We start from the raw sequence: 17,199 nt of genomic DNA, 5'->3' as shown, positions 1-17,199 counted from the left end.
CGTCGACGGGCCTGGCAGGCCGTTGAAAAACGTAGGCGAGGCAGCCAGCGCAAGGCCTGGGCGGCCCCACAAAAACAGCCGAAAAAGCGGAGCGTACGATTTGTACATGAGCATGACTCGCTTCGCTCGCCCTTCGGGCCGCACTGAAGTGCGTTAGCTGCGAGCAGCTTGTTGAGGCTGTTTTTAACGCAGCGATGGCAACGTAGGTAGTTTTTCAAGGGCTTGCCAAAGGCCTATGCTGCAGCGATGACCCCGTTCACCTCGCTTGCCGACCTGCCCCGCCAACTCAGCGAGCCTGCCGTGCGCGATCTGGCCTGGACGCTGCTGTCACCGCCGCTGCTCGCCCACACGCCCTGGCCGCAGCGCCACCCGCTGGCCGACTCAGGCTGGGCTGGCGCGCCGGGTCTGCTGGCCGACTGGTTGCGGCGCCAGGACCAGACGCCGCAAGCGCTGCACGAATGGCTGGCGCGCAGTTCGGTACGCCGCCTGGGCCTCTACTACGAGCGCCTGTGGCAGTTCGCCCTGCAGGCGGCGCCGGCTATCGAGGTGCTGGCCGCGAACCTGCCGATCCGCCAGGGCGGCCACACCCTGGGCGAGCTGGATCTGTTGCTGCGCGATGCCAGTGGCGTGCACCACGTGGAACTGGCGATCAAGCTGTACCTGGGCCAGCCGCCGCGGGTGCCGAACCACTGGATCGGTCCGGGCGGTCGCGATCGGCTGGATCTCAAGCTCGATCATCTCGCTATTCACCAGCTGCCCTTGTCGGCTTCTTCCGAAGCGCGGGAGACCTTGCAGGCGCTAACCGACGCACCGATCCAGGCTTCGATGTGGCTGGGTGGCTATCTGTTCTATCCCCATGGGCTGGATCTGCCGCCGCCGCCCGGGGCCGAGCCGGCGCACCTGCGTGGGCGCTGGCTGCACCGCCGGCAATGGGCGGCGCTACAGGCCGAACATGGGGATGCCCGCTGGCAACCGCTGCCGCGCACTGCCTGGCTGGCCCCGGCGAAACTGCCGGCGGCGCAGGGCTGGTCCGAGGTTCAGTTGCAGAGCTGGCTGCAAGCCCTGCCGGCGGATACCGGCGCCCAGTTGCTGGTCGATCTGCAGCCCGATGGCAGCGGCTCGCTCGCCGAGCGCCAGCGGATCTTCCTGGTCGCCGATGACTGGCCGGCCAGCGGCACCGAACCCGGTGGCGCGCCGCCCTCAGCGACCTGACGCGTTACCAAGTGCAGCGCGACGGCCCTGCAGGCCGCCGGTGTGCACGAAGACCAAACGCCTGCCCGCCTCGACTTCGCCTCGTCCGATGGCGTCACGCAGGGCCAGCAGCGCCTTGGCGGTGTACAGCGACTCCAGGGGCAAACCGCTCTGCGCTTCGCACTGCGCCATAAAGGCCAGCAACTCGGCATCCTGCCGCGCGAAACCACCGCAGCAAGCGTCCAGCAGCTGGTATCCCCTGTCATCGCGCCCCGCCTCGGCCAGCAGCCCGCGCACCTGCGCGGGCACGCCGTGATCCAGCGGCACGGCCAGGGCGCCATGCACGGTACGCTGCCCGCCCTCGCCGATCACCAGCCCGGCAAGCGTGGTGCCGGTACCGGCGGCCAGCCACCAGCCGTGGTAGTCGTCCCAGCCGAGCGCCGGCAATTGCGCAGTCACCATGGCGGGCAACTGCGCACAGCCCAGGGCGCCCGGTAGCCCGCCGCCGCCCTCGGGCACCGGCATGAAGCCCGGGTAACGCGCCTGCCACGGCGCCCAGAACCCGGCGCGATGCCGTTCCCGGTAGCCGCCGTAGCCCAGCCAGTGCAGCTGCATGCCGAAGCGCTGCAAATCCTCGACGGTCGGTGTGTCCTGGGGGTGGCCGCGCAGCAGGCCGACGGTGGCGAAGGAAAAGCGCTGGCCGGCGGCGGCCAGGGCATGCAGGTGATTGGAATGGGCGCCGCCGAGGCTGATGATCCCGCCGGCGCGTTGTTCAGCAGCGCTGCACAGATGGGGCGCGAGCTTGAACCACTTGTTGCCGCTGATCAGTGGATCGATCAGGTCCAGGCGCAGCACCGCCAGCTCGACGCCTGCCAGCCAGTCGAACTGCAGGCGCTGCAGGGGCGCCTGGGGACGCCAGGCGCTGATGGCAGAGAGTGGAATCGAGGTCATGGGAAGGCAGCCCGGAAAAGGCCGCAAGTTTAACCGACGGTACGCAGGCGAGCGCTCTTGTGCAGCATGCAGCAGTTGGATTCGCCAGCCACGAAACGGCCAGGCGTCTCGACCCGCTCGAGCGCGGCATCACAGCGCTGGCCGTCCGCCTGCAGGCCTTCGCAGCGCGGCCGCTGGTAGTGCTGCAGCCACTGGCGATACTGGCTCTCCGGCACGAAGCACTTGCTCGCGGCATAGGCCAGCGGGCCGGCCAGGTAGCGGTCGACGTCCTGCAGGGGCACGGTCAGGTGCCCGGCGCCCGGATGGAACACCACGAACACCACGCCCTGGGCGGCCAGGCGCTCGAGCACCTGGCTGGCGCCGCGTTGGGCGGCTTCGCCGTCACGACGGCGCGCCTGTTCCTCGGCCGCTGCCTGGGTGGCGAGGAGGCGCGCGCGCAATTCTTCGTCGAACTGTTCGCGCAGGATCTCGCGCTCGGTGCGGGCGTGGCGCTCGGCGGCGCGCATCCGCACCGCCATCTCCTCGCGCTCGCTCTGCTGCGCCTGCCGCTGCTCGGCCAGCTGGGCTTTGAGGTTCTGGTTGAGCCCCTCCTGCTGCCGCAGCGCCTGGCGCAACGCCAGAATCTGTCCCTGCAATTCGGCCACTTGCCCGCTGCTCTGGGTGGCAGCGCGGGCCAACTCGGCCTGGTGCTCGCGGGCCAGGGCAGCGAGGCGCTCGCGCTGCTGGCGAACCAGTTGCGCGGCCTTTTGCCGGTAGTCGTGGGACAGCCGCTCGGCGAGTTTCTCGGCCAGGTCACGGGATGAATCGACGGCGTACCATTGATCTTCCGAGGCCACCTGCAGCCGCCCGGGCGTCACGGCAGGGGTTTCTTCTTCCTGCATGAGAATGCCGAGGCCGTTGGCCCGCACCGTGTCACGCAAGGTGGCCAGGTCGTTGTTGCCGGGAACCAGGCTGGGGTCCCAGAGGTGCATCTGGTGCCAGGACACCGGGCATTGGCTGCGGCAGGCCAGGCGAATCGGCCCGCCGCCCAGGTCGGGGCCACGGCCGGCACGTTCGGCCATCTGCTGCAGGGGAATGTTCCAGCCGGCGTCTGGCGCGCCGGTTTCGTCGAAATCCAGGTAGAAGAACACCGTCGAGCGAATCTGCAGGCGGCCATTGATCACCACGTACGCGGCCCGGACCTGCTCATCGGCCAGGGTCGGCATCTTCACCAGGCCATCGAGCAGGGTCTCGAATTCGGCGTAGAACATCTGCTTGCCGATGCTGCCGTCCGGAGCGAAGAACATCACGGCCTCGATCAGTTGCGGCTTGCTCATCGATGTTCTCCACAGGTAATGACGGTGCTCGGCGCCAGATCGGCTGGCGCAACGAAACGCCAGCCAGGCAAGTCTAGGCGAGAACCCATTACAGGCTGTGTGACCCGGTTGGCAGTCATTCAGCCAAAGGACGAACGGCACGACCGAACTGTGACCGGTTCGGTAGAGACCGGCCGAAAGTGCAAGTTAGAGCCTGTTCACGATCTCGGCTCGACTGCAGCGCTTTGACTGCAAGGTGGAGCAAGCGGCCATTTGCAGTGGTGGGCTAAAGCCCACCCTACAGATCGTGCCAGCCTCGTAGGTTGGGCCGGGCGGCGATCCGCTTCAGCCCACCAATATGAGCAGGTTTGAAATCGCAGCACGACCGGCCACTATCGCCTTGTAGCGGACGTAGGGTGGATGACGCTCTTTTCATCCACCATCGCGGTTGCGGGGCGGTGGACGGGTGAAGCGTCGTCCACCCTACGAACTGCAAAGTGGTGGGAGCGACCGGTGTGCGGAGCACTTTTTGTAGGAGCGGCTTTAGCCGCGAGCTCTTTGCGCCCTCCAATAAAGCTCGGGGCTAAAGCCCCTCCTACATGCTCAACGATCGTTTCTGCCTTGCAGCAGCCTATTTAATGCCACCTAAAAAGATCGCTTTTAGAGCTCTGCCGCCAACCGCGAGCCCTGGTTGATGGCACGCTTGGCATCCAGCTCGGCGGCCACGTCAGCACCGCCGATCAGGTGCACAGACGCGCCGCCGGCAACCAGCTCGTCCTGCAGTTCGCGCAGCGGGTCCTGGCCGGCGCAGAGAATCACCGTGTCCACCGGCAGCACCTGGGGCTCGCCCTCGGCCACGCGCACGTGCAGCCCCTGGTCGTCGATCTGCAGGTATTCGACGGCGTTGATCATCTGCACCTGCTTGTTCTTCAGGCCCGCGCGGTGGATCCAGCCGGTGGTCTTGCCCAGGCCGTCACCGACCTTGCTCTTCTTGCGTTGCAGCAGGAACACCTGGCGCGCCGCCGGCTCGACCTGCGGTTGCACGCCAGCGACGCCGCCACGGGCCTGCAGGGCCGGATCGATGCCCCACTCCCTCCAGAACGCCTCGCGGTCCAGGCTGGTGGCCGGACCGGCGTGGGTGATGAACTCGCTGACATCGAAACCGATGCCACCGGCGCCGATCACCGCAACGCGCTTGCCCACCGGCTTGCGCCCCAGGATGGCGTCCAGGTAGCTGATCACCTTGGCATGTTCGACACCCGGGATGGCCGGAGTGCGCGGCACGATGCCGGTGGCCAGGATCACCTCGTCGAAGCCACCGGCAAGCAGATCCGCAGCGCTCACCCGGGTATTCAGGCGCAGCTCGACGCCGCTGGTTTCCAGCTTGCGCTTGAAGTAGCGCAGGGTCTCGAAGAATTCCTCCTTGCCCGGGATGCGCTTGGCCACGTTGAACTGGCCGCCGATCTCCCCGGCCGCATCGAACAGGGTGACGCGATGGCCGCGCTCGGCCGCCACGCTGGCGGCGGCGAGCCCGGCAGGCCCGGCGCCGACCACGGCGATCTTCTTCACCGCGGTGGTGGCGATGTAATTCAGCTCGGTTTCGTGGCAGGCCCGCGGGTTGACCAGGCAGGTGGTCAGCTTGCCGCCAAAGGTATGGTCCAGGCACGCCTGGTTGCAGCCGATGCAGGTGTTGATCTCGTCGGCGCGACCGGCGGCCGCCTTGTTGACGAACTCGGGGTCGGCGAGGAACGGCCGCGCCATCGACACCATGTCGGCATCGCCCTCGGCCAGCACCTGCTCGGCCACTTCCGGGGTGTTGATGCGGTTGGTGGTGACCAGGGGAATCTGCACCTCGCCGCGCAGCTTGGCAGTGACCTTGGTGAACGCGGCGCGCGGCACCTTGGTGGCGATGGTCGGGATGCGCGCCTCGTGCCAGCCGATGCCGGTATTGATGAGGGTGGCGCCGGCCGCCTCGATGGCCTTGGCCAGGGTCACGATCTCGTCCCAGCTGCTGCCGCCCTCGACCAGGTCGAGCATCGACAGGCGGTAGATGATGATGAAGTCACTGCCCACGGCCTGGCGCACACGGTGCACGATCTCCACCGGCAGGCGCATGCGGTTGGCGTAGCTGCCGCCCCAGCGATCGTTGCGCCGGTTGGTGTGGGCCACCAGGAACTGGTTGATGAAGTAGCCCTCGGAACCCATGATCTCCACGCCGTCATAGCCGGCCTGCTGGGCCAGCACGGCGCAGTTGACGAAGTCGGCGATCTGCTTTTCGATGCCCGCCTCATCCAGTTCCTGAGGCTTGAACGGGTTGATCGGCGCCTGGATGGCGCTGGGCGCCACCTGCTTGGGGCTGTAGGCGTAGCGGCCGGCATGCAGGATCTGCATGCAGATCAAGCCACCTGCGCCATGCACCGCCTCGGTGACGATGCGGTGTTTGTCGACTTCTTCGGGCGTGCTCAGCTTCGCCGCGCCGGCATACACGCCCCCTTCTTCGTTCGGCGCGATGCCGCCGGTGACCATCAGGCCGACCCCGCCACGGGCGCGCTCGGCGAAGTAGGCCGCCATGCGCTCGAAGCCGCCGGGCTTCTCTTCCAGCCCGGTGTGCATGGAGCCCATCAGGGTGCGGTTCTTCAGGGTCACGAAGCCCAGATCCAGGGGCGCGAGGAGGTGCGGGTAGGCGGTCATGGTCAGGTCCATCGGCGTCGGTCACGGAGTTGCCGCAGCCTGCACGGGCAGCGGTCGTATGGCACAGACGATAGTGAAGCAGATGCCCCCGCTCAATGATCATAAATGACAAATCAATGATCACAAGTGACAGCAAGGCTGGCACTGCACCAACCGCCGAGCTAGGCTGGCGAACTTCCCTGGGACGCCACCTCATGAAACCTGCTGCCATCCGCCTGGGCGATCTCGCCGTCGGCTACCTGTACAGCCTGGCCGATGCCGTCGACCACCTGGGCCATGCCTCGCGGCCGCTGCTCGAGCACTACGGTTTCGATGCCGCACGCCTGGCCGAGCCCCGTGCGCGGCTGTCGATCCCGCGCTACATGCACCTGGGCCATGCCGCCATCGTGCTGACCGGCGAGCCGGCCCTCGGCCTGCTGATGGGCCGCTTCGCCTACCTGCATCGCCTCGGCCTGGCGGGTATCGCCGCGGGCCAGGCGCCCACGGTGCGCGAAGCCGCCCGCACCCTGATCCGCTTCGAGGCGCTGTACGCGTCGAACTACCGCGGCCGTTCCAGCCTGCTGGAAGACAGCAGCGGCGCCTGGCTGCGTTTTCACTCCATTGGCCCCTACAACGCCTACAACCGCTTCGTGGTCGACACCGTACTGGCCGCCTGGCTGCAGCAACTGGGCGCCCTCGCCCATACGCCGCTGACCGCCGAGGCGCTGCAGTTGGAATTCGTGGCTCCCGACTACGCCGAGCGCTACCCATTGGAGTTCGGCTGCCCGCCCGTCTTCGCAGCCGACTTCAACGGCATCCGCCTGGACCAGCAGGCGCTGAATCTGCGCAATCCGTTGCACTGCCCCGGCACCTGGCATGAATTGTTACAACTTTGCGAGCAGGCCTTGCAGGGCCTGAGCCGTCCCCAAAGCATGCGTGATCGCGTCATCCAACTGCTCGGCCCGCGCCTGCATGGTCGCGAACCGGACATGGACGCTATCGCCCGCCAATTGCAGCTGCCAGCCTGGACCCTGCGCCGGCGTCTGGCCGAAGAAGGCACGCGCTTCAGCACCATCGTCAACGAGACCCGGCGCGACCTGGCGGTCGCCTACGTGCGCGACACCGAGCTGAGTTTCGGCGAGATCGCCTACCTGCTCGGCTTCGCCTCCGCGGAGGCCTTTCAGCGCGCCTTCAAACGCTGGCTCAAGCGCCCGCCCGGGGAAATGCGTCGACTGCTGCGACAGAGCGGCAACGCATCTGAATCTATGAAATAACTATTTTCATTTGCAGCTGCGGGTTTTACGCTTCTCATCCGTCCTAGTAGATGACCGATCCATTCGTGCCTGCCGCGGCGAGCACCCCATCGGTTTGTCCTCCTCGCCGGCCTCGGGCCGGCGAGGTTTCGTTCGTACCTAAATCGCTCTCCGTGCCGCGCACGGGAGGGCTCAGACAAGACTGATATTCATGTCCAAGAAGTCGCGCTCAAAAATCTGGTTCCTGGTGCACAGCTGGCTCGCCCTGCCCATCTGGTTCTTCGTGCTGATCGTCTGCGTCACCGGCACCCTGGCGGTGGTCAGCCAGGAAATCGTCTGGCTGGCCAACCCCGACGTGCGCGCCAGCAAACCATCGGACGACGCCGAACTGCTGACCTTTGGCCAGGTGCTGGCCGAGATCAGGAAGGCCGAGCCGGAGCTGGTGGTGCAGTCCATTACTCGCCCGGACGAATCGCACTTCGCCCTCACCGCCCGGGTCAGCTACCCCGACGGCAGCAACCCGACCATCTACGTCAACCCCTACACCGGGGCCATCCAGGGCATCAGCCCGGAATTCGATTTCCGCCAGTTCACCCGTGCCCTGCACGGCTGGTGGCTGGTGCCCTTCACCAATGGATTCAGCTGGGGCTGGTACCTGGTGTCGATGATGGGCATCCCCATGCTGCTGTCGCTGATCACCGGCCTGGTGGTGTACAAGAAGTTCTGGAAAGGCTTCTTCAAACCGCGCCTGCGTTTCAACCAGGGCGCGCGGATCTTCTGGGGCGACTTCCACCGCCTGAGCGGCATCTGGTCGATCTGGTTCATCGCCGTGGTGTCGATCACCGGCATCTGGTTCCTGATCCAGGCGATCCTGTTCGACAACCAGATTTCCATCTCCACCGAAGGCGTGCCCGCCGTGGTGGCCCGCGAGGACGTGCCCATCGTCCGCCCCGGCGAGCCGATCCCGATGCTCGACGTGGACGAAGCGGCACGCATCGCCATCGACAAGGTGCCGAGCCTGGACGTCAGCTTCACCCGCCTGCCCAGCAATGCCTACGACCATATCGCCGTCGGTGGCCGCGGCTGGTACCCGCTGATGATGCAGAGCGCCTCGATCAACCCCTACACCGGCGAAGTGGCCCAGCAGCGCCTGCTCGAGGACCGCTCCAAGCTGGAGTTCGTCACCGAGTCCATGCGCCCCTTGCACACCGGTGACTTCGGCGGCCTGTGGGTGAAGATGATCTGGTTCTTCTTCGGCCTGGTGCTGAGCATGATGGTGCTCAGCGGCCTGCTGATCTGGACCAAGCGTACCGCCCAGGCCACCGCCAAGGTGATCAAGCGCCCTGCGCGGGTGCGTGAGCGCGACACTGCAACCGACACTGGGGAGGTCAAGGCATGAGCAAGGCCATGGCAGTACAACCCGCCTCGCCGCTGAGCCGCTTCTGGTACAAGTGGCGCTTCCACATCAACATCCTGCTGGTGCTCATTCCCCTGGGGTTCATGCCCAAGTACTTCGCCGACGTCGCGCTGTTCCGTGGCACCAGCGGCCTGGGCGAGCGCATGGTCGGCGAAGTGCCGGTCGGCCCCTGGTCGATCACCCTGGCGGAATTCCGCGCCGCGCCGCCGGAACTCGACGGCCCGGCCGGCTACATGAAGACCTTCACCGGCGCGCTGTGCAAGGAATGCATCGGCCAGGTAAAGGCCACCTACCTGCGCATCGGCAAGCCGCGCAGCCTGCGCGCCGCCGGTGGTATCTTCTTTGGCAGCGCCTACCGCATGGGCGCCACCGTGCCGCTGCCGACCCGCACCAAACCCGACGCCGAACTGTGGATCACCATGGAGGGCTGGGACGGTTCCGTGCACCAGGCCGCCGTACCACTCGAACAGGCATCCCCATCCACGGTCGCGTGGCTGCAGAAACAACAAGGAGGCAAACCATGATCAAGTCCATCATCCTGCGCAGCGCCGCAGGTATCGCCCTGCTGTCGCTCAGCGGCCTGGCCCTGGCCCACAACCCGATGTGCCAGTGCGAGGAAGTCGACGGCGAGAGCATCCGCTGCACCGGCGGTTTTTCCGATGGCAGCGGTGCCGCTGGCGTGACCCTGGATGTGATCGGCTATGACGAAAGCATCCTGGTGCCCGGCAAGCTGGCCGAGGACTCCACCCTGACCTTCAAGAAGCCCGAGGGTGAGTTCTACGTGCTGTTCGACGCCGGCCCCGGCCATATCGTCGAAATCGACCATACGGAAATCGAATGACAGTTCAGGTCGTACGGCCGGCCGGTGCCGGCCATGAAACCCTCTACGTGCTCGTTCTTTGCCTGGTCATCGTGCTGGCGGCCGGCTCGGTGGTCGCCTGGCATGGTGAAACCGACAGCGATACCGCCATTGCCAGCCACCAGATCGACGCCCGCCGCGACCTGACGGCGGCCGAACAGGGCATCTACGCCGACCTGCGGGTGGCCGCCGACGAGATCCGCATCCGCCGCGACGAAGAGCAGGCGCTGCTGAGCCCCGCCGAGCTGGCCGACGAAGGCTTCCCGCCATTCGTCGCCGATGCCAGCGCCACCAGCCGCGGCAGCCACCAGTGGCAGTTGCTGCCCGGTGACGGGGCCGCCTACTTCGGCGCCAGCCAGGCGCTGGACGTCGCCGGCTCCATGCTCATGCGCCTCGACGCCGAGCACGAGCAGGCCGATGTCTGGCTCAACCGCACCAGCACCAGCGCGCCTTCCGATCTGGATGCGCAAAGCCTGGTCGCTGCCGGCTGGCAGCAGATCGCCTCCCAGTACGACGCAGGTGTGACCCGGCAACATCGCCACTGACACCTTTGACTCATCCGACAGAAGACTGCCCGCCCATGCCCATTTCCCGCCTTTTCCGCGCACGCCAGTTGCTGTCACGCCTGAGCATCGGCGTGACCGCCCTGCTGCTGCTCGGCGCCGCCAGCGCCGCCGACGCCAAGCTGCGCATCGGCATCACCCTGCACCCCTACTACAGTTACGTGAGCAACATCGTCGGCGACAAGGCCGAGGTGGTTCCGCTGATTCCGGCCGGCTTCAACCCCCACGCCTACGAGCCGCGGGCCGAGGACATCAAGCGCATCGGCTCGCTGGACGTGGTGGTGCTCAACGGCGTGGGCCATGACGACTTCGCCGACCGCATGATCGCCGCCAGCGAGAAGCCGGATATCGAAGTCATCGAAGCCAACGCCAACGTGCCCTTGCTGGCGGCTACCGGCATCGCCGCCCGCGGCGCCGGCAAGGTGGTCAACCCGCATACCTTCCTGTCGATCAGCGCCTCCATCGCCCAGGTCAACAACATCGCCCGCGAACTCGGCAAACTCGACCCGGACAACGCCAAGACCTATACCCAGAACGCCCGCGCCTATGGCAAGCGCCTGCGCAAGCTGCGCGCCGATGCCCTCGCCCAGCTCACCGAAGCGCCCAACGCCGACCTGCGGGTGGCCACCGTGCACGCCGCCTACGACTACCTGCTGCGTGAGTTCGGCCTGGAAGTCACCGCGGTGGTGGAACCGGCCCATGGCATCGAGCCGAGCCCGAGCCAGCTGAAAAAGACCATCGATCAGCTGCGCGAGCTAGACGTGAAAGTGATCTTTTCCGAGCTGGACTTCCCGTCCACCTACGTCGACACCATCCAGCGCGAGTCGGGCGTGAAACTCTACCCGCTGTCGCACATTTCCTACGGCGAATACAGCGCCGAGAAGTACGAGAAGGAAATGACGGACAACATGAACACCGTGGTGCGCGCCATCCAGGAAGCCGGGCAATGACCGCGGCGGAAAATCTGCACGTGACGGCCATCGGCCCGACCCTCGACTTTCAGCAGGTCAGCCTGGTGCTGGGGCGCACGCAGATTCTCGACAACGTCAGCTTCACGGTGCAGCCAGGCAGCGTGCACGCCCTGGTCGGCCCCAACGGCGGCGGCAAGAGTTCGCTGATCAAGACCCTGCTCGGCCAGATGCCCCATCAGGGCAAACTCAGCCTGCAGTGGCCCGGCGCCGTTGGCACCATCGGCTACGTGCCCCAGGCCCTGGAATTCGACCGCGGCCTGCCGATGACCGTGGACGACTTCATGGCCGCCATGTGCCAGCGCCGGCCGGCGTTTCTCGGCCTGTCCAAGCATTTCAGCAAGCCCATCGACGATGCGCTCGCCCGTGTCGGCATGCTGGAGAAGCGCAAACGGCGCATGGGCGCGCTGTCCGGCGGCGAACGCCAGCGCGTGCTGCTCGCTCAGGGGTTGATTCCCGCACCGCAGTTGCTGGTGCTCGACGAACCGATGTCGGCCCTCGACGAAGCCGGCATCCAGGTGTTCGAGCGCCTGCTCGGCGATTGGCGCCGTACCGGCATGACCGTGCTGTGGATCGAGCACGACCTGGAAGCGGTCAAGCGCCTGGCCGACCGCGTCACCGGCCTGAGCCGCCGGGTACTGTTCGATGCGCCGCCTGCCGAGGCACTGACGCCGGAGCGCCTGCTCGGCCTGTTCTCCACCCATGCCCGCACCGTGGAGGCCGCCCAGCCATGATCGACTATGAACAGTTCCGCCTGCTGATCCAGGGCTGGGCCTCGGCCGGCTACCTGCCCGCCGCGCTGGCCTACGGCTTCGTGGTCAACGCCCTGCTGGCCGGCCTGCTGATCGGCCCGGTGCTGGGCGGCCTGGGCACCCTGGTGGTGGTCAAGCGCTTCGCGTTCTTTTCCGAGGCGGTGGGCCATGCCGCGCTGACCGGCGTGGCCATCGGCATCCTGCTCGGCGAGCCCTACACCGGCCCCTACGGCGCCTTGTTCGGCTACGCGCTGTTGTTCGGCATCCTGCTCAACTACCTGCGCAACCGCACGGGCCTGGCGCCGGATACGCTGATCGGGGTGTTCCTGTCGGTGTCCCTGGCCATGGGCGCCAGCCTGCTGCTGGTGCTGGCCGGGCGCATCAACGTGCACATTCTGGAAAACGTACTGTTCGGCTCGGTGCTGACCGTCAATGGCACCGACCTGCTGGTGCTGCTGGCGGTCGGCGGCCTGGTCATGGGCCTGGCGCTGCCGCTGTACAACCGCATCATGCTGGCCAGCTTCAACCCGCAACTGGCGGCGGTACGCGGCGTGGCGGTGAAGAGCCTGGATTACCTGTTCGTGATCCTGGTGACGCTGATCACCGTGGCCGCGGTCAAGGTCATCGGCGCCATTCTGGTCGGGGCCCTGCTGGTGATTCCGGCGGCCGCCGCGCGCCTGCTCAGCCAGTCGCTGAAAGGCTTCTTCTGGCTCTCGGTGCTGATCGCCACCGTCAGCACGCTGCTCGGCATCCTGTTGCCCATCGTGCTGGATCTGCCGATCCCCTCCGGCGCCGCGATCATCATGATCGCCGGTATCGCCTTCGCCCTCGCCGCCATCGCGCGCGGCGTCGTACCAAGCTTGAAAGGGAACCTGGGATGACCCATCGACTTCACCACCTGGGCCTTGCCCTGCTCCTCAGCCTGCCGGGCCTGGCCCTCGCCAAGGACGTCACCGTCCTGGTATCGCAGCCGATCACCTTCGGCCTGGCCAGTGACCTGCTCGACGGCACCCAGGTGCAGATCGAGCGCGCCGCTCCGGCCAACCTGCCGGCGAGCCGCCAGGTGTCCTACTTCGCCGGGCGTGGCGCCGCCGCGCTGCAGAAGGTCGCCGTCGATGCCGACGCGGCCATCGCCCTGCGCTCGCTGTGGGCCGAAGACCCGCTCTACCCCATGGCCCGGCGCAGCAATATCCGCATCGTCGAGATCGATGCCGCCCGCCCGGTGGATGGCGCCCTGCCGGGTATCGCCATCCAGGCCGAAAGTGCCGGCGACAACGACCTGGCCAGCCACCCCTGGCTGGCGATCAACAACATGGGCCGCATGGCCGACGTGATGGCCGCCGACCTGGTGCGCCTGGCACCGGACGCCAAGGGCAAGGTCGAGCAGAACCTGGCCACCCTCAAGCAGCGCCTGCTCAAGCTCAACGCCCACAGCGAGCGCGAGTTGGCCAAGGCCGACAACCTGTCGGTGTACAGCCTCAGTGATCGCCTGGACTACCTGGTCAGCGGCCTCAACCTCGACCTCGTCAGCAGCGACAGCCGCGATGACCGCGACTGGGATGCCGACGCCCTGAAGTCCCTGACCAGCGCCCTGAAAGCCGATGACGTGGCCCTGGTGCTGGCCCATCGCAACCCGCCCGAGCCGGTGGCCGAAGCGGTGAAGGCCGCCGGCGTAGCGCTGCTGGTACTGGCGACCGACAGCGACGATCCGGTCGCCGAACTGGAAGGCAACGTCAACGCGCTGGTCAAGGCCCTGGCCCAATAACGGGTTGGGTGCGGCAATGAAAAAGGCCCGATGCAGCTGCATCGGGCCTTGTTGTTTTGATCCTGGTGGGGGCTCACCCCAGCCTGCCAACGCGCTCAGAGCTCGGTGGCGTCTTCGGCGAACTCGGGCACGTCCTGTTCCAGGGCACGGGACTCGAGCAGCTCTTCCTGATAATCGTCCATCTCTGTTCTCCTTCTCTCTTTGGTCTCGTGCCGATTCTATGAAAGCGGTGTGACTGTCCTGTGACATGAATCAAGCCCGTGTGGTTCAGCAACCCCGCTGCTCAGCACTGGCCTGGGACACATTACTCCCTGGCTCGACGCTGCGCGTCAACCAGACGTTACCGCCGATTACCGAGCCCTTGCCGATGGTGATGCGCCCCAGGATGGTGGCACCGGCGTAGATCACCACGTCGTCCTCGACGATCGGGTGACGCGGCTGCCCCTTGTGCAGCTGGCCGCTCTCGTCGCTGGTGAAGCGCTTGGCGCCCAGGGTCACCGCCTGGTAGATGCGCACGTGGTTGCCGATGACCGCCGTCTCGCCGATCACCACGCCGGTGCCATGGTCGATGAAGAAGCTGTGGCCGATCTGCGCACCCGGGTGGATGTCGATGCCGGTCGCACCGTGGGCGGTCTCCGCGGCGATACGGGCCAGCAACGGCAGGCCGGCGCGGTACAGATGGTGCGCCAGGCGGTGGTAGATAACCGCCAGCACGCCGGGATAGCACAACAGCACCTCATCGACGCTGCGCGCCGCCGGGTCACCGTTGTAGGCGGCCACCACATCCTGATCGAGCAGGCGGCGCAGGGCCGGTAATGCGGCGGCGAAGTCGCGCACGACGGCAACCGCCCGGCTATCCACGTCATCACCGGGCTCACCGCGCTGACGCGCCGCATAACGCAGCTCCATGCGTACCTGTGCCACCAGGGCGTTGAGCGCACGATCCAGGGTATGACCAACGTAATAATCTTCGCTTTCCTCGCGCAGCGCCGAGGGCCCGAGGCGCATCGGAAACAGCGCACCACACAGGCCCGTCAGGATTGCCGCCATGGCTTGGCGCGAAGGCAACTCGCGGCCACCCAGCTCCGTGTGCCGGCCAGAGCGGTTACGCCATTCGGCACGCGCGGCGCGCAGGCCGGCCACGGTCTGCCCCAGCTCCCAGTTGATGGGGCGGGAACAGTATTCAGCATCGGCGCCATCGTCGTTGCGGATGGCAAACTCGCCGTTCATTGCGACCTCGGCTCAGCAGGCGGCCGGCACCCATGGCCGGCCCGAACAGGGACAATACGGCGCGCCCGCAGGCGCGCTCAACTACTCGAAGGTTATGAGCTTAGTGCCCAAAGGCATATTCCTCAGCCGTCCAGTGGCGCGATGCCAGGCGCCATGCTGGCGATACGCAACGCCAGCCCTTCGTAAGGCTCGAGCTGGATATGCAGTTCACCTTCGGCGGACAGATCGCCCAGCAACCGCTCATGGATGATGTCCACCACCGGCCCCGGCTCGACGTGCTCCAGGGTGATCACCTCGCTGAGCGGCTCGGCGCCGAAGTTCAGCGCCGTGACCTGGATGCCGCGGCCGGCAGGCAACTCATGCACCATGATCAACAGCGCCGGGTGCTGGGTGACCGGTACGGCGATCTGCCGGCTGGACGCCACGCCGTGGGAGCGCCGCGCCGCGAACAGCCGACGCGCCTGGGAGGCGAACGACTGCGGGTCCTGCAGCTGCTCGGCGAGGCTGCCGTAGAGCTGGCGGGAACGGGGCAGGCCTTCGGCGGACAGCAGCGCCTCGGGGTCGAGGTCGACCAGGTCATAGCCGCCGCGGTTGATCCAGCGCGTGTCGCCGTCGGCGATCAGCTCGGCCACCTGCTCGGCCTCCAGGGGCAAGGCGCCGACCAGGTCCCAGCCCGACAGCGCCACCACACCGGGCTGCATGGCGTTGAACATCAGCAGCAGCAGGTGCACGCGGCGGATCTGCTCGATATCGGCGTCGGTGATGGTGCTCAGGTCGCGAATGCCCAGTGCCGCGGTGATGATGCTCACCGTGGTGCAGGCCACGCCGTTGGTGACGAATTTCAGGTTGTAGGGCGCGTGTTCGCCGGTCAGGCGCTCGTACATCTCGCCGCGAATATGCTCGCGCAGGATGCTGCCCGGCAGGCTCTGGCCGCGGAACACGTAGGTGTCGTTGGCATGCAGAGTCCAGAAGTGCACCAGTTCGAGGGTCAGTTCGTCATGGTTCTGCAGGGCATGGATCAGCGACGCCGGGTCGATGCCGAAATCGTGCATCTGCTGCAGCATCAGGCGCAGGAACTCCACCTCGCCGGTCAGCAAGGCGTGCTGGTAGGCCGGCCGGGTGATGAAGTCGTAGGACAGGTCGGCGCCGCCCTGGGACATGGCGGCAATGTCGTCCAGGGTCAGGTTCAGTTCCTGGAAGCTGAACGCCCCGGCCTTGCGGATCATGCCGGCGAGCAACTGGTTGCCGGTCAGCGACAGCGGGTGGCTCTCCGACCAGGCATTGCCCTGGCTGCGCCGCTCGACGCCGAGAAAGCCGTTGGCATCCAGGCGCAGCACACGCGAGCCGATCACGTCGATGGCGTGCAGCGACTCACCGGTGACCAGTTGCTGGGCGGCGAAGGTCGGGTCCAGCCAGTTCAGGGACGGCTGGCCTTCCTTGAAGTAGTGCAGGTACACCCAGCGCCGCACCTTGCCGTCGACCCCGGTGATCTCACCGGTGGCACTCCAGTCGGTTTCCTTGACGCCCGGTTCGAAGAAGATCACCCGCTGCAGCTGGCCGACGATGTAGTGCTTGTCACGCAGGGCGTCGACCGTGGCCGGTGACAGGTTCACCGAGTCGCGGCCCTCGGGCAGCGGTGGCAGCAGCTCCCAGTCGGCCTCGGCGATCTCCACCATGTGATAGAGGCCGGGATAGTCGCCATAGGCCATTTCCGCCAGACGGAAATCCGCACCCTTGCCGGTATGCGAAGGGATCGAGTCGTCGATGGTCACCGCATTGTGGGCCGCGGCGACACGGCTGAGGTGCACTAGCTCTTCCTCGCTGCCGAAGCGCGGGTCGATCTCCAGGCTGATGCGGTCGAAATTGCCGTCGACGGTGGGCGTGTATTCACGCCCCTGCAAACCACCCGAGCGGCGCAGCGGCCCGGTGTGGATGCCCTGTACACCCAGTTCGGAAAGCGCCGACCACAGGCGTTCGTCGCCGAGCGCCTGCAGCACCGAGCCATCGGGCGAGGTGATGATCGAGGCCGGATAGACCGCCAGCCACACCGAGGCTACCGCGGTAACGCTGCGTGGCCGGGCCAGTGCGTAGGGTTGCTGCCACAGGCGGGCCTGGCCCGAATACAGGCGCGTGCGCTGGCGGGCGGCGTGCAGCATGGACTGCTCGACCAGCCAGTTGATCTGTTGTTCATCTGCCATAGCGATCCCGGGATGCGAGAGAAAGGATCGCGAACGGCCAGGCCGTCCGCCGGTTCTAGAGTTTCAGAACCGGCTGCCAAGGCTTCG

Annotated in this window: 15 protein-coding genes; 10 read left to right on the top strand and 5 right to left on the bottom strand. The window is 66.7% G+C overall.

Features of this window, described 5'->3' with window-relative positions; genetic code table 11:
- Positions 1-246 precede the first annotated feature (246 nt).
- Entirely contained in the window at positions 247-1,212 is a 966-nt protein-coding gene (locus K8U54_RS21535) for a DUF1853 family protein (RefSeq protein ID WP_249907717.1), read from the top strand.
- On the opposite strand, the gene K8U54_RS21530 is transcribed toward K8U54_RS21535, so the two are convergent.
- The 3 genes from K8U54_RS21530 to K8U54_RS21520 form a co-directional block, all read right to left on the bottom strand.
- Positions 1,201-2,142 carry a 1-aminocyclopropane-1-carboxylate deaminase/D-cysteine desulfhydrase gene (locus K8U54_RS21530; RefSeq protein WP_249907716.1) on the bottom strand — a complete coding sequence of 314 codons (942 nt, stop codon included), beginning with the start codon at positions 2,140-2,142 and terminating at the stop codon, positions 1,201-1,203. The genes K8U54_RS21535 and K8U54_RS21530 overlap by 12 nt on opposite strands.
- 29 nt (positions 2,143-2,171) lie before the next feature.
- On the bottom strand, positions 2,172-3,458 hold the full coding sequence (locus K8U54_RS21525; protein ID WP_249907715.1) for a chromosome partitioning protein ParA: 1,287 nt from the start codon (positions 3,456-3,458) through the stop codon (positions 2,172-2,174).
- 639 nt (positions 3,459-4,097) lie between these two features.
- On the bottom strand, positions 4,098-6,128 hold the full coding sequence (locus tag K8U54_RS21520; RefSeq protein ID WP_249907714.1) for an NADPH-dependent 2,4-dienoyl-CoA reductase: 2,031 nt from the start codon (positions 6,126-6,128) through the stop codon (positions 4,098-4,100).
- Between the two features lie 194 nt (positions 6,129-6,322).
- Between K8U54_RS21520 and K8U54_RS21515 the strand changes: the two genes are divergently transcribed.
- The 9 genes from K8U54_RS21515 to K8U54_RS21475 all read left to right on the top strand — a co-directional run bounded on the left by K8U54_RS21515 (position 6,323) and on the right by K8U54_RS21475 (position 13,684).
- Positions 6,323-7,381, top strand: a complete 1,059-nt coding sequence (locus K8U54_RS21515; protein ID WP_249907713.1) for an AraC family transcriptional regulator — start codon at positions 6,323-6,325, stop codon at positions 7,379-7,381.
- Positions 7,382-7,571: 190 nt separating this feature from the next.
- Entirely contained in the window at positions 7,572-8,759 is a 1,188-nt protein-coding gene (locus tag K8U54_RS21510; protein WP_249907712.1) for a PepSY-associated TM helix domain-containing protein, read from the top strand.
- Entirely contained in the window at positions 8,756-9,301 is a 546-nt protein-coding gene (locus tag K8U54_RS21505) for a thiamine pyrophosphate-binding protein (RefSeq protein WP_249907711.1), read from the top strand. The genes K8U54_RS21510 and K8U54_RS21505 overlap by 4 nt, the downstream gene beginning before the upstream one ends.
- Positions 9,298-9,618 carry a hypothetical protein gene (locus K8U54_RS21500; RefSeq protein ID WP_249907710.1) on the top strand — a complete coding sequence of 107 codons (321 nt, stop codon included), beginning with the start codon at positions 9,298-9,300 and terminating at the stop codon, positions 9,616-9,618. Before K8U54_RS21505 ends, K8U54_RS21500 begins: the two co-directional genes overlap by 4 nt.
- Positions 9,615-10,181 carry a DUF6162 family protein gene (locus tag K8U54_RS21495; RefSeq protein WP_249907709.1) on the top strand — a complete coding sequence of 189 codons (567 nt, stop codon included), beginning with the start codon at positions 9,615-9,617 and terminating at the stop codon, positions 10,179-10,181. Before K8U54_RS21500 ends, K8U54_RS21495 begins: the two co-directional genes overlap by 4 nt.
- A gap of 35 nt (positions 10,182-10,216) precedes the next feature.
- Positions 10,217-11,149: a metal ABC transporter substrate-binding protein gene (locus tag K8U54_RS21490; RefSeq protein WP_249907708.1), complete on the top strand. Its 933-nt coding sequence runs from the start codon at positions 10,217-10,219 to the stop codon at positions 11,147-11,149.
- On the top strand, positions 11,146-11,901 hold the full coding sequence (locus K8U54_RS21485; RefSeq protein WP_249907707.1) for a metal ABC transporter ATP-binding protein: 756 nt from the start codon (positions 11,146-11,148) through the stop codon (positions 11,899-11,901). The genes K8U54_RS21490 and K8U54_RS21485 overlap by 4 nt, the downstream gene beginning before the upstream one ends.
- Positions 11,898-12,800 carry a metal ABC transporter permease gene (locus K8U54_RS21480; protein WP_249907706.1) on the top strand — a complete coding sequence of 301 codons (903 nt, stop codon included), beginning with the start codon at positions 11,898-11,900 and terminating at the stop codon, positions 12,798-12,800. Before K8U54_RS21485 ends, K8U54_RS21480 begins: the two co-directional genes overlap by 4 nt.
- Positions 12,797-13,684: a metal ABC transporter solute-binding protein, Zn/Mn family gene (locus K8U54_RS21475; RefSeq protein WP_249907705.1), complete on the top strand. Its 888-nt coding sequence runs from the start codon at positions 12,797-12,799 to the stop codon at positions 13,682-13,684. The genes K8U54_RS21480 and K8U54_RS21475 overlap by 4 nt, the downstream gene beginning before the upstream one ends.
- A 267-nt stretch (positions 13,685-13,951) precedes the next feature.
- Here the strand turns inward: K8U54_RS21475 and epsC are convergent, their stop codons facing one another.
- On the bottom strand, positions 13,952-14,914 hold the full coding sequence (epsC, locus tag K8U54_RS21470) for a serine O-acetyltransferase EpsC (protein WP_249907704.1): 963 nt from the start codon (positions 14,912-14,914) through the stop codon (positions 13,952-13,954).
- A 122-nt stretch (positions 14,915-15,036) separates the two neighbouring features.
- Positions 15,037-17,112, bottom strand: coding sequence for a maltose alpha-D-glucosyltransferase (treS, locus tag K8U54_RS21465; protein WP_434059967.1), 2,076 nt, complete (start codon positions 17,110-17,112; stop codon positions 15,037-15,039).
- Positions 17,113-17,199: the final 87 nt, after the last annotated feature.

The organism is Pseudomonas fulva (genome assembly GCF_023517795.1).
Classification (GTDB): Bacteria; Pseudomonadota; Gammaproteobacteria; order Pseudomonadales; family Pseudomonadaceae; genus Aquipseudomonas; species Aquipseudomonas fulva_D.
This window is presented reverse-complemented; position numbering and strand designations above follow the sequence as displayed.